Origin of the sequence: Vibrio sp. M60_M70, from assembly GCF_037162085.1 — a bacterium.
In the GTDB taxonomy this organism is placed as follows: Bacteria; Pseudomonadota; Gammaproteobacteria; order Enterobacterales; family Vibrionaceae; genus Vibrio; species Vibrio diabolicus.
On sequence record NZ_JARLUL010000001.1, the window covers coordinates 485,850 to 499,017 of the forward strand.

A 13,168-nucleotide genomic window follows, 5' to 3' on the forward strand; every position below is an offset into this window, starting at 1 on the left:
CCTTTTGTGGGCGTTTTTATTTGCTTTAAGTCTGGTATAAAGAATGAGTTACCGTGCTTTTCAAACAAGGAAGAAAAATGCAGCTGCCTTCGCCACTGATTTCTATCGCTGAATCTGCCGTACAAAATGCTCAAGAGGCAGGTTATTTTCCCCTTTGGCCAGATGAGATTGCGCAGCAATTTCGCTATGTGGCGGGCTTAAGCCAGTTTATTACCGAAGCGATTCATCGCGATGAAGTTTTAGCGCGTGAGCTACCGAACATGTTAGCGCAACCAAGCCGTCAAGAATCTTACCGTTCACGTCTTGCGGCACTGCTGGGACAATGCCCGGATGAGATGTCTGGTCATCGCGTGTTGCGTCAGTTTCGCAACCGAGAAATGGTGTACATTGCGTGGAAGGATTTCACGCATGCATGGTCGCTAGAAACGTCTTTAAGCCACTTATCCGAGTTGGCTGAAGCGATGATTTTTGAAACCTATCAATGGCAATATCAAGCGTGTTGTCAGGAGTGGGGAACGCCGACGAGTGAGGAAGGTGAAGTACAGCCGATGTTGATTATCGGCATGGGGAAACTGGGTGGCGGCGAGCTAAACTTTTCATCCGATATCGATCTGATTTTCACGTATCCAGAAAACGGTGAGACACAAGGCGCGCGCCGCAGCATTGCTAATGCGCAATTCTTTACTCGTCTTGGTCAACGCATCATCAAAGCGCTCGACCAACAAACCTTCGATGGTTTTTGCTACCGCGTCGACATGCGACTTCGCCCATTTGGAGAAAGTGGCCCATTAGTCATGAGCTATGCTGCGCTTGAAGATTATTATCAAGAACAGGGACGTGACTGGGAGCGTTACGCGATGATCAAAGCTCGAGTGATGGGGTGCGAAATGTACCCGCAATACCAAGAGCTACGCCAAATGCTGCGTCCTTTTGTTTTTCGTCGCTATATTGATTTCAGTGCGATTCAGTCTTTGCGTCGGATGAAATCGATGATCAGTAGTGAGGTTCGCCGCCGAGGTTTGAACAACAACATTAAGTTAGGCGCAGGTGGCATCCGAGAAATTGAATTTATCGCCCAAGTTTTTCAATTAATTCGAGGGGGCGCGAGCCTTCTCTTCGTAATCGAGGGTTGTTGGAAACGCTGCAAGGAATTGAAGAGCTGGCGTTACTCACTTCGCAAGAAGTCAGCAGTCTAGAAGTCGCATACAAGTATTTGCGTCAATTAGAAAACTTGTTGCAAGCGATGGCGGACAAGCAAACCCAGACGCTGCCTGATTGCGAAACCGAACGCTTAAAGCTCACTACCGCGATGCAAATGACCTCTTGGGACCAACTGATTGAGCAAACTCAGCAGCACATGGCGAATGTCCATCAAGTATTTGAGTCGTTAATTGGTGATGATGAAGAAGACGAGGGTACTACGGTTGCTCGTCATTTTCATGAGTTATGGGATATGGCGAACAAACAAGATGTGCTTGAACATATCTTGCAGCAGGATATTCAGGTTGAAGACTTTGCTTCATGCGCGAAAACCATCATCAACTTTAAAACCGATCTGGCTAAAAAAACGTTAGGACCGCGTGGACGCGAAGTGTTAAACCGTTTGATGCCGAAGGTGTTTGATGCGGTGTTTGCCCACCCTGATGCACAGTTTGGTTTACCGCGAGTGCTGCATTTACTGCACAATATCTGCACTCGTACGACTTATCTGGAGTTATTGGATGAGCATCCAGCGGCTCTAGTACAGCTCGTGCGTTTGTGTACCGCAAGCCCAATGATTTCAGAGCAGCTATCTCGGTATCCGATCTTACTCGATGAGTTGATCGACCCTGCACAGTTGTACAATCCAATCCCATTAGACAGTTACCGTACAGAGCTGCGTGATTATCTGGCCCGTATTCCAGAAGATGATATGGAGCAGCAAATGGAAGCGTTGCGCCAGTTTAAGCAAATCTGCATTTTACGTATTGCGGCGGCGGATATTGCTGGTGCATTGCCGGTAATGAAAGTGAGTGATCACTTAACCTATTTGGCGGAAGCTATCGTTGATGCAGTGGTCAGTCAGGCTTGGTTGCAAGTGTCCGAAAAATACGGCGAGCCAACGCATGTGAAAGATCGTGAAGGCAAGGGTTTTGCCGTCATTGGCTATGGCAAAGTCGGTGGCTGGGAACTCGGCTATAACTCCGACTTGGATATCGTCTTCATGCATGACTGCCCAGTCAATGTCTATACAGATGGCAAAAAGGAAATCGACGGCCGTCAGTTCTACCTTCGCCTAGCGCAGCGCATCATCCATATTTTCTCGACTCGCACCGCTTCCGGCATTTTGTACGAAGTCGATACCCGCTTGCGCCCATCTGGCGCGTCAGGTTTGTTGGTTAGCCCAACCGATGCGTTTGACGATTATCAGCATCAAGAAGCCTGGACATGGGAGCATCAAGCACTTGTGCGCGCGCGCTTGATTTACGGCGATGAACCCCTTGCCATTGCATTTCACAATACGCGACATGATGTGTTGTGCAAAGCGCGCGATCGGGCGGAACTGAAAAAAGCCGTTGTCGAAATGAGAGAGAAAATGCGCGGTCATCTTGGGGGAAAAAGCCCGGCCGTTTTATGCTCAAGCAAGATGTGGGAGGGATTACCGATATCGAATTTCTCGCTCAGTACTTAGTGCTCAACTATAGTCACGATAAGCCGAAATTAACGCGTTGGTGTGATAATGTGCGCATCTTTGAAACGCTCATTGCACAAAATGTCATGGACGAAGACCAGGCAATGCAGTTGATACGTGCCTACACGACAATGCGAAACGAAATACACCGGAGAAATCTACTCAATTTAGATGCTGATGTGGTGGAAGATAAGTTTGTTGCCGAAAGGGAGTGGGTAAAACAGGCTTGGAATCAGTGGTTCAGTTAAGACCATATATTTAGCCTCGATAAGGGCTGTGATAAACTCACTTCGATTTAATTTTTGGAGACCAATAATGAAACCAATTCTACCTGATTACAACAGCGCTGGTGTGCTCATCATCGGTGATGTCATGCTAGATCGTTACTGGTATGGCCCAACCGGACGTATTTCTCCTGAAGCGCCGGTTCCTGTTGTAAAAGTAGAAAACAATGAAGAGCGTCCTGGTGGTGCTGCGAACGTTGCGATGAATATCGCATCACTAGGTGGCCATGCTCACATTGTTGGTCTAACAGGGGAAGATGAGCCTGCAAAAGTGCTGACGGAGACGCTGAGCTCACTCAATGTGAAATGCGATTTCGTTGCACTGCCTGATTACCCAACGATCACGAAGCTTCGCGTAATGAGCCGTGGACAACAGCTTATTCGTCTCGACTTCGAAGATAAATTTGAAAACACGGATTCTGCACCTGTGCTATCGCGTATGGATGTCGCTCTGCCAAACGTTAAAGCCGTGATTATGTCTGACTACGCAAAAGGCTCGTTAGAGCATGTTCAGGCATACATCCAAAAAGCGCGCGCAGCAAACATTCCAGTTTTCATTGACCCTAAAGGTGCGGATTTTGAACGCTACCGTGGCGCAACACTTCTTACGCCAAACATGAAAGAGTTCGAAGATGTCGTTGGCAAAGTAAAATCAGACCAAGAGCTGGTTGAAAAAGCACTTCAGCTTGTTGAAGAGTTTGATTTTGAAGCGCTACTGGTTACGCGTAGTGAAAACGGCATGACGTTGATCCGCCGTGGTCAAGAGCCATTCCACCTTCCGACTCAAGCGAAAGAAGTGTACGACGTGACTGGTGCTGGTGATACGGTGATTTCTGTACTTGCAGCTTCAGTGGCGGCGGGTAAATCCTTCGAAGAAGCGTGTGCACTAGCGAATGCTGCGGCAGGCGTTGTTGTTGGTAAGCTTGGTACCTCGACCTTGTCTGAAATTGAACTGGCAGAAGCGGTACATGGCAGCCAAGACACGGATTACGGTGTGATTTCAGAAAAAGCGCTGATTGAAGCAGTGAAAAAAGCACGTGCACGTGGCGAGAAAGTCGTTATGACAAACGGCTGCTTTGATATTCTTCACGCTGGGCATGTTTCTTACCTCAATCACGCTGCAGAACTTGGTGATCGCCTGATTGTTGCGGTGAATACCGATGAATCAGTGAAGCGTCTTAAAGGGCCTGGTCGTCCTGTGAATCCAACCGATCGCCGCATGGCGGTATTGGCAGGTTTGGGCGCTGTGGATTGGGTAGTACCATTTAGTGAAGATACGCCGCAACGTTTGATCTCGGAAGTTCTGCCAAGCTTGCTAGTAAAAGGTGGTGACTACAAACCAGAAGAGATTGCTGGTGGTAAAGAAGTCATTGCTGCAGGTGGCGAAGTTCGTGTATTGAACTTTGAGGATGGGTGCTCAACCAGTGAAATCATCAATGCAATCAAAGGCGGTAAGGGCTAAGCCTACGATTTGTTGGCATTGAAACGCTATTTGTTTGTAAAAGGTCGCCAAGTGCGGCCTTTTTGATACTTGATGTTCTGAGACACTTTTCGTCTCTTAACGGCAAGCAATAAAAAACGCCAGCTGATAAATCAACTGGCGTTTTTATTTATTGAGAACTGAAGCATTCAGTCAGCAGTTATTTTGCTGCTTTCAAACCTGCATCAACGTCTAAGATGTCTTGTTCGCTTAGCGTACCAACGGCTTGGCGTAGCTGAAGAACACTTAAGATGTAGTCGTAACGAGCGTTCGATAGGTTTTTATTCGCATCGTATAGACGACGAGTTGCGTCTAGCACGTCAACGATAGTACGAGTACCCACATCAAAACCTGCTTCTGTTGCTTCTAGTGCAGAGCGCGCAGAAATAACGGCTTGCTCATAAGCACGTAGTGCGCCGATAGAGGCGTTAATGTTGTTGTTTTGTGCGCGAACATCTTTTACTACGCTACGGTATTGTGCTTCAAGATCTTCACTTGCAGCCACGTACGCGTATTCAGCCTGTTTGGTTTGAGAGGTGACGTTACCACCCGTGTATAGCGGCACCGCAAGGTTCACACCGATATTGAAGTTGTCTGTGGTGTTGTCACGAGAGCTATGAGACGTATCACCGTAGTTGTAACCACCGTCTAGAGACAGCGTTGGTAGATGACCAGAACTTGCTAGTGAAATATTGTCACGTGCGATATCTTGAAGAATACGTGAAGATAGCAAGGTCAGGTTTTTGGTTTTTGCTTCGTCAATTAGCGACTCAGCAGGCACGGTCGATGGGCTAGCAGTGAAGCGGCGAGTGTCCAAGATGTTGAGATCTTTGTGTTCTTGACCGGTAATTTCACGTAATGACTCGTAGCTGTTAGTCAGTGCGTTTTCTGCTAACACTTCATCCGCCAGTACTTGGTCGTACTGAGCTTGCGCGTCGTGTACGTCAGTGATCGCAGATAAACCTACTTCAAAACGCTGTTTTGTTTGCTCTAGTTGACGACCCACTGCAGCTTTTTCTGCACGGACGAAAACAAGGTTGTCTTGTGCGCGTAGAACTTCAAAATACGCTTGTGAAACACGAAGAATTAGTGCTTGTTGAGTCGCAGCGTAAGTTGCGTCTGCTTGGCGAGCACTTTTCTCAGCGGTATCTAGCGAGATCCAAGATGCGCGGTTGTAAAGTGCTTGTGAAAAGCTAACACCAGCGGTTAGAGCGTTGGCATCGTTTGATACGTCATTGACTAGATTTGAGTCGTATTCAGTATCACCACGAGTTAAGTTGTAACCTGCTGTTAGGTTAATTTGTGGTAATAGAGCACTACGGCTTGAGGTGATTGCTTCGAAAGCTTGGTCACGTTGTGCTGCTACACTGAGCAATTGTGGATCATTTTGTTTTGCTAAGTCGTAGATTTCAGCCAAAGAGTCTGCGAACGCAGACGTACTCATGCTACCTAGCGCTGCACTGATAAATAGTGGAAGCAATTTTTTCATTTTCTATTCCCGCGGTCAATAGATTGGTTAATTCTCAGTAGTTTAACTCAATTTGCACGATATTTACTCTAAAGTTTGCACTTTTTTACACGTAATTATCCAGTTGTGCAATAAATTTTCACCAAAGACTTAAATTAATTTGTAACTATTGTACAAAAAGTTGAGCCAAGTCCTTTGAGCAAGCGAATAACAATGAGTAAACTACAAGATTCACTCAGAGAGGTGTCGAATGCAACAGTGTGACAAACAACAAAAGGATTTTACTTCGCAAGATGTAAAAGTCATCTCGAAAGAAACCTTATTTGAAGGCTTTTTCAAAATGGTGAAATATCGCTTTCAGCATAAGCTATTTGCTGGAGGTTGGAGCGAGGTTGTCGAACGAGAAATGTTCGAGCGTGGTCATGCTGCAGCGATGCTTCCTTATGATCCAAGTACGGATCAAGTGGTTATCATTGAACAGATTCGAGTAGGAGCCTTAGAGCATCAACACCCATGGCAGCTAGAGATTGTCGCGGGTATGATTGACCGTGATGAATCAGCTGAAGCCGTCATTCGCCGAGAAGCTGTCGAAGAGGCGGGGATACAAGTGGGTCGTGTTGCGCCAGTCACTTCTTATTATCCTTCAGCTGGCGGTTGCTCGGAAAAGTTGGACGTATTTGTTGGTGAAGTGGACGCATCTAAAGCGCACGGCATTCATGGTTTAGACTATGAGAATGAAGATATTCGCGTACATGTTTTGAGTCGCGAGCAAGCATATCAATGGGTGAAAGACGGAAAATTTGAAAATGGTGCGTCGATTATTGCGTTGCAATGGTTGCAATTAAACCATCAAGAGTTGAAGTCACAGTGGGGGCAACCCCAAATGGTGGAGAGTAAGTAATGGCACAAGTGGCTGAAAAACAGAGGTATCATGTTGATTTAGCGGGTCTAATGAGAACCTATGAGACCAACTACGCTAAATTGAACGCCTTATTGCCTGCTTCTGCCGAAGTTGGGGATGTACGCTGCTATCAAGCGGCGAACATGGTTTACCAACTGACCGTGAATGAAATCACAAAATACACCACAGTTGTTGAGATATGTCAGAGTGATGAAACGCCAGTGTTTCCTTTACCGACGATGTCTGTCAGGCTTTATCACGATGCGAGAGTAGCCGAAGTATGCTCAAGCGGAGAGTTCTCTCGCATAAAAGCTAAGTATGATTATCCCAACGACCAACTGATGCAGAAAGATGAAAAGCATCAACTAAACACATTCCTCGGTGAATGGCTGACGTTTTGTTTACGAAGTGGTATCAGTAGAACACCACTTGCCTTCAATTGATCGTCACGTCACTAAAGGAAAATAACAAATAACGATATAGTGGACGAATCAGGTTTTCATTTTGCAATCATCTAGTGACAGCATCAAACTTTTACAAATTACGGATACTCATCTGTTTGCTGCCGATGAGGGAAGTTTGCTGAGCGTAAAAACGGCCGATAGCTTTAACGCTGTTGTTGCTGATGTTTTACGCCGCAACGTGACGTTTGATTACATCTTGGCGACAGGGGATATTTCCCAAGACCATAGTGCAGAATCTTACCAGCGCTTTGCCGAAGGCATTGAACCGCTAGAGAAAGACTGCTTTTGGCTGCCTGGTAATCATGACTACAAGCCCAATATGGGCAGTGTATTACCTTCGCAACAAATCAAAGCGGCAGAGCATGTATTGCTTGGCGCGCATTGGCAGTTGGTTCTTTTAGACTCGCAAGTTGTTGGCGTTCCCCACGGACGCTTGAGTGATCAGCAGTTAGCGTTACTCGAAGAAAAGTTAGCAGAACACCCAGAAAGGCACACACTTGTGTTGCTGCATCACCATCCATTATTGGTGGGAAGCGCGTGGCTTGATCAACATACCTTAAAAGATGCCGAAGCGTTCTGGCAGGTTGTCGATCGTTTTGATAACGTGAAAGGTATTCTCTGTGGTCATGTTCATCAAGACATGAATGTGCTTCATAATGGCATTCGAGTGATGGCAACACCCTCGACGTGTGTTCAGTTTAAGCCTAACTCGGATGATTTTGCCCTCGATACGACTTCGCCTGGTTGGCGTGAACTGCAGCTGCATGCTTGTGGTGATATTACGACTCAAGTGGGCCGACTTCCTGATGGTCAGTTCCAACCAGACTTCTCTTCTAACGGATACTAACGCGCCCGAGCTCTATGTTCGGGCTCGCTTTTTTGTGCGAGATATCTATGAGTAAACCTTCACTTCTTCTGTATATCCATGGTTTTAACAGCTCCCCACTCTCAATGAAAGCCAATGTGATGAGAGCATACTGCGAGCAGCATCGTCCTGATATCAAAGTGATTGTTCCCCAGTTACCTTGTTATCCTCAACAAGCGGCGAAAATGTTGTTGGATATCATCGAGCAATATAAAGACGACTATAACATTGGTCTGGTGGGCAGCTCATTAGGCGGCTTTATGTCAATGTGGCTAAATGACAAGTTTGGATTTAAAGCGGTTGTGGTCAACCCCGCGGTTAAGCCCTATGAGTTGTTAGTAGATTATTTGGGTGAGCAAACTAACCCTTATACGCACGAAACCTATACACTTGAAGCTTGTCATATTGACGAGTTAAAAGCTCTTGATGTACAAAGCATCGCGTCGCCACATTCTTTCTGGTTGTTACAGCAGACAGAAGATGAGGTTTTAGACTATCGACAAGCGGTAGATAAGTTTGCAGACGCTAAGCAAACAGTAGAACAAGGCGGTGATCACAGTTTTGTAGGCTTTGAGCGTTATCCTGCACAGATTATCGAATTTCTAGAACTGTAATTCGAAAGCGATTGGAAAAGGCTCATAGTTTTTATTGATATATCCAACCGTTTCTTGACATGGGCGGTATGCTTTCCGACTATGTTTTGCCAAAAGATCTTAAGGGTCGAGGACCCTGGCTACTTTGTTATGCATCATGTTTACAAGCACTTAGTGATGTGAACAGGGTGGCTTTTTCGTTTCCTGAGTATGGGTTCACCCATTGGTGATATTCAGGCAACAAGTAAACTTTGAGAATAATTCCGTATTATGACTGAACAATATAATGCTGGTGCCATTGAAGTACTGAATGGCTTAGAGCCAGTACGTCGCCGACCAGGGATGTATACGGATACAGCGCGCCCAAACCATTTGGGCCAAGAAGTTATCGACAACAGTGTCGACGAAGCGCTAGCCGGACATGCCTCAAAAGTACAAGTCATCCTACATGCCGACCAATCACTAGAAGTGATCGATGATGGTCGAGGCATGCCTGTTGATATCCACCCTGAAGAGAAAGTGTCAGGCGTAGAGTTAATCCTATGCAAGCTGCACGCAGGTGGTAAGTTCTCTAACAAAAACTACCAATTCTCTGGTGGTTTGCACGGGGTAGGTATTTCGGTAGTAAACGCGTTGTCAAAACGCGTTGAAGTAACCGTTCGTCGTGATGGCCAAGTGTATGAAATTGCATTTGAGCACGGTGATAAAGTTTCTGACCTGACCGTAACCGGCACATGTGGTCGTCGCAATCGCGGTACCAGCGTGCATTTCTGGCCTGATGCGAAGTACTTCGATTCGGCTAACTTCTCTGTTACGCGCCTAGTCAATAATCTGCGCGCAAAAGCGGTTTTGTGTCCGGGTTTAGAAATTACATTAACCGACAAAGTTAATGGTAAAGACTATAAGTGGTACTACGAAGACGGTCTTAAAGACTATCTTGCGGAAGGCGTAAAAGGCTACCCAGTTATTCCTGAAGAACCATTTACTGGTGAGTTCTTGGCGGATACCGAAGCGGCAAACTGGGCGGTAATTTGGCAGCCAGAAGGTGGTGAGATGATCACCGAAAGCTACGTTAACCTGATCCCAACTGCTCAAGGTGGTACGCACGTTAATGGTTTACGCCAAGGCTTGTTAGAAGCGATGCGCGAGTTCTGTGAGTTCCGTAATCTATTACCTCGTGGCGTGAAGCTAACGGGTGATGACGTTTTCGACCGCTGTTCTTACGTGTTGTCGGTTAAAATTCAAGATCCGCAATTTGCAGGCCAGACCAAAGAACGTCTGTCTTCTCGTCAAACCGCGGCATTTGTCTCTGGCGTAGTAAAAGATGCGTTCAGTCTTTGGTTGAACGAAAAGCCTCAGCTAGCAGAGCAATTGGCAGAAGTCTGTATCGCTAATGCGCACCGTCGTATGCGTGCAGCGAAAAAAGTCGTACGTAAGAAAGTGGCGTCCGGCCCGGCACTGCCAGGTAAGTTGACCGACTGTTCAGCACAGGATTTAAGTCGCACTGAAATCTTCTTTGTGGAGGGTGACTCTGCGGGTGGCTCGGCAAAACAGGCACGTGACCGTGAATTCCAAGCCGTGATGCCACTACGTGGTAAGATCTTGAACACGTGGGAAGTCTCTGCTGACCAAGTATTAGCATCTCAAGAAGTACACGATATTTCAGTGGCTTTGGGGATTGATCCTGACAGCGATAACCTTGAGGGGTTGCGTTACGGTAAGATCTGTATCCTTGCCGATGCGGACTCGGATGGTCTTCACATCGCAACGCTGCTTTGTGCTCTATTTACTCGTCACTTCCGCGCGCTGGTTGAAGCGGGCCATATCTATGTGGCGATGCCGCCTCTGTATCGAATCGATTGCGGGAAAGAAGTGTTCTACGCCCTCGATGACGATGAAAAAGATGGCATTTTAGAGCGCTTGTCGAAGAAGAAAGCCAAAATCAACGTGCAACGATTCAAAGGTCTGGGTGAGATGAACCCACTTCAGTTGCGTGAAACCACCATGGATCCGAACACGCGTCGCTTAGTGCAGCTAACCATTGACGACTCTACGGCGACCATGGAAATGATGGACATGCTGCTAGGCAAAAAGCGTGCAGATGACCGTCGTTCTTGGCTACAAAACAACGGCGACTTGGCAGAGGTGTAACGGATGTCTACAGAAATTACCTACGATGGCGTCGAACAGTTGCCAATGCGCAAGTTCACTGAAGACGCTTATCTGAACTACTCGATGTACGTAATCATGGACCGCGCCTTGCCATACATTGGTGATGGCTTAAAGCCGGTTCAACGACGCATCATTTATGCGATGTCAGAGCTTGGTCTCTCTGCATCAGCAAAATACAAAAAATCTGCACGTACCGTTGGTGACGTGCTAGGTAAATACCATCCGCACGGTGATTCAGCTTGTTACGAAGCGATGGTATTGATGGCTCAGCCATTCTCTTACCGCTATCCATTAGTGGATGGTCAAGGTAACTGGGGTGCGCCAGATGACCCGAAATCATTCGCGGCAATGCGTTATACCGAAGCAAAACTGTCTAAGTTTGCTGAAGTGTTGCTGGGCGAACTTGGCCAGGGCACGGTTGAATGGCAACCTAACTTTGATGGCACAATGAAAGAGCCACAAATGTTGCCAGCACGTCTGCCTCATATCCTGGTTAACGGTGTAACCGGTATTGCGGTTGGTATGGCAACAGATATCCCACCGCATAACGTTCGTGAAATCGCAGATGCGACTATTCATTTGATCGACAACCCGAAAGCAGAACTGCCGGACGTGATGCAATATGTTAAAGGTCCAGATTACCCAACAGAAGCAGAAATCATCTCGCCGCAAGCGGATATTGAGAAGATTTACCGCAACGGTCGCGGCAGCATCAAGATGCGCGCGGTATGGCACAAAGAAGGTTCTGATATCGTTATCACCTCTCTGCCACACCAAGTATCGGGTGCAAAACTGCTTGAGCAAATCGCCAACCAGATGCGTGCGAAGAAGCTACCAATGGTTGACGATCTTCGTGACGAGTCGGATCACGAGAACCCAACGCGTATCGTTGTGGTACCTAAGTCAAACCGCGTCGATTGTGATTTGTTGATGAACCACTTGTTCGCATCAACGGATCTTGAGCGCAGCTACCGCGTTAACTTGAACATGATTGGTTTGGATAATCGTCCTCAAGTTAAAGGTCTGGTGCAAATTCTGTCAGAGTGGATTGAGTTCCGTCGCACGACCGTACGTCGCCGTCTACAACACCGCCTAGACAAAGTCATGGCTCGCTTACACATTTTGGAAGGTTTGTTGGTTGCTTACCTAAACCTAGATGAAGTGATTGAGATCATCCGTACTGAAGATGATCCTAAAGCGGTATTGATGGCACGTTTTGGTATTACCGATATCCAAGCGGATGCGATTCTAGACACCAAACTTCGTCACTTAGCCAAACTAGAAGAGATGAAGATTCGTGGTGAGCAAGACGAGCTAGAGAAAGAGCGTGAGAAGCTAGAACAGCTGCTCGGTTCTGAGCGTCGTCTAAACACACTACTGAAAAAAGAAATCAAAGCAGACGCAGAGAAATACGGTGATGACCGTCGATCTCCATTGGTTGAGCGTGCAGAAGCAAAAGCGCTTACTGAACGTGATCTTGTTCCAAGCGAACCAATCACGGTTGTGCTTTCTGAGAAAGGTTGGATTCGTCACGCGAAAGGCCATGACGTAGATGCAGAAGGCCTGAACTATAAGTCGGGTGATAAATACTTAGCGCATGCGCGAGGTAAGAGTAATCAGCCGGCGGTATTCCTAGGTAGTGACGGTCGAAGTTACTCTCTGGAATCACACTCGCTGCCTTCTGCTCGTAGTCAAGGTGAGCCGATTACCGGTCGTTTGAATATTACGGCTGGTAGCAGTATTCGCCAAGTGATCATGAGTGAAGAAGATCAGCTGTGGCTGGTGGGCTCTGATGCAGGTTACGGCTTTGTATGTAAAGGGGCTGATTTGCTGTCTAAAAACCGCAGTGGTAAAGCGCTGGTCACTTTGCCGGCTAACTCTGAGGTCATGACGCCAAAAGCGATTGAAGATTTAGATTCTGATGAAATCTTAGCAATTACTAACCAAGGTCGCATGCTGCTGTTCCCAATCAAAGACCTGCCACAACTGGCGAAAGGTAAAGGGAATAAGATCATCAACATTCCTGCTGCTAAAGCAAAAGAGCGAGAAGAAGTACTATCTCACTTAATGTCTTTACCAAAAGGTGCATCGTTAACGTTGTACGCGGGTAAGCGAAAATTGGGTCTTAAACCGTCTGACCTTGATAACTTCCGTGGCGAACGTGGTCGCCGAGGTGGGTTACTACCAAGAGGTTTGCAGCGAGTCACTCGCATTGAGGTTGAGCTGGACGATTCCGATACGACGGAAACACCGAGCGATAGCGAGTAACG

The 13,168-nt window shown here is 46.9% G+C and carries 8 protein-coding genes and 1 pseudogene; 8 read left to right on the top strand and 1 reads right to left on the bottom strand.

What is annotated here, in order from left to right; all coding sequences use genetic code 11:
- Positions 1-77 precede the first annotated feature (77 nt).
- A pseudogene (gene glnE / locus P4S59_RS02375) lies at positions 78-2,919 on the top strand (bifunctional [glutamate--ammonia ligase]-adenylyl-L-tyrosine phosphorylase/[glutamate--ammonia-ligase] adenylyltransferase).
- Positions 2,920-2,986: 67 nt separating this feature from the next.
- Positions 2,987-4,417 carry a bifunctional D-glycero-beta-D-manno-heptose-7-phosphate kinase/D-glycero-beta-D-manno-heptose 1-phosphate adenylyltransferase HldE gene (hldE, locus tag P4S59_RS02380; RefSeq protein ID WP_337167940.1) on the top strand — a complete coding sequence of 477 codons (1,431 nt, stop codon included), beginning with the start codon at positions 2,987-2,989 and terminating at the stop codon, positions 4,415-4,417.
- A 178-nt stretch (positions 4,418-4,595) separates the two neighbouring features.
- Here the strand turns inward: hldE and tolC are convergent, their stop codons facing one another.
- Positions 4,596-5,924 (bottom strand): outer membrane channel protein TolC, encoded by a 1,329-nt coding sequence (tolC, locus tag P4S59_RS02385; protein WP_012842165.1) that lies wholly within the window; start codon positions 5,922-5,924, stop codon positions 4,596-4,598.
- A gap of 229 nt (positions 5,925-6,153) precedes the next feature.
- Between tolC and nudF the strand changes: the two genes are divergently transcribed.
- From nudF to parC, 6 genes are all read left to right on the top strand, one after another.
- The gene (nudF, locus tag P4S59_RS02390) at positions 6,154-6,804 is read left to right on the top strand and encodes an ADP-ribose diphosphatase (protein ID WP_337167941.1); all 651 of its coding nucleotides are present in this window, start codon (positions 6,154-6,156) and stop codon (positions 6,802-6,804) included.
- A complete protein-coding gene (locus P4S59_RS02395) occupies positions 6,804-7,247 on the top strand; it encodes a DUF1249 family protein (protein ID WP_005395930.1) in 444 nt (147 codons plus the stop codon). The genes nudF and P4S59_RS02395 overlap by 1 nt, the downstream gene beginning before the upstream one ends.
- 61 nt (positions 7,248-7,308) lie before the next feature.
- Positions 7,309-8,115 carry a 3',5'-cyclic-AMP phosphodiesterase gene (cpdA, locus tag P4S59_RS02400; RefSeq protein WP_046874001.1) on the top strand — a complete coding sequence of 269 codons (807 nt, stop codon included), beginning with the start codon at positions 7,309-7,311 and terminating at the stop codon, positions 8,113-8,115.
- Between the two features lie 47 nt (positions 8,116-8,162).
- Complete coding sequence (yqiA, locus tag P4S59_RS02405; protein ID WP_046874000.1) at positions 8,163-8,747, top strand: esterase YqiA; 585 nt, start codon at positions 8,163-8,165, stop codon at positions 8,745-8,747.
- 249 nt (positions 8,748-8,996) lie between these two features.
- Positions 8,997-10,877: a DNA topoisomerase IV subunit B gene (gene parE / locus P4S59_RS02410; protein ID WP_006743361.1), complete on the top strand. Its 1,881-nt coding sequence runs from the start codon at positions 8,997-8,999 to the stop codon at positions 10,875-10,877.
- A 3-nt stretch (positions 10,878-10,880) separates the two neighbouring features.
- Positions 10,881-13,166: a DNA topoisomerase IV subunit A gene (gene parC / locus P4S59_RS02415; RefSeq protein ID WP_337167942.1), complete on the top strand. Its 2,286-nt coding sequence runs from the start codon at positions 10,881-10,883 to the stop codon at positions 13,164-13,166.
- The last annotated feature ends 2 nt before the right edge of the window (positions 13,167-13,168 follow it).

Excerpts from the sequence above, each read along its gene's own strand:
- yqiA (WP_046874000.1), top strand. The coding sequence starts at position 8,163 with ATGAGTAAACCTTCACTTCTTCTGTATATCCATGGTTTTAACAGCTCC.
- parE (WP_006743361.1), top strand. The coding sequence starts at position 8,997 with ATGACTGAACAATATAATGCTGGTGCCATTGAAGTACTGAATGGCTTA.
- tolC (WP_012842165.1), bottom strand. The coding sequence starts at position 5,924 with ATGAAAAAATTGCTTCCACTATTTATCAGTGCAGCGCTAGGTAGCATG.
- hldE (WP_337167940.1), top strand. The coding sequence starts at position 2,987 with ATGAAACCAATTCTACCTGATTACAACAGCGCTGGTGTGCTCATCATC.
- P4S59_RS02395 (WP_005395930.1), top strand. The coding sequence starts at position 6,804 with ATGGCACAAGTGGCTGAAAAACAGAGGTATCATGTTGATTTAGCGGGT.
- nudF (WP_337167941.1), top strand. The coding sequence starts at position 6,154 with ATGCAACAGTGTGACAAACAACAAAAGGATTTTACTTCGCAAGATGTA.
- parC (WP_337167942.1), top strand. The coding sequence starts at position 10,881 with ATGTCTACAGAAATTACCTACGATGGCGTCGAACAGTTGCCAATGCGC.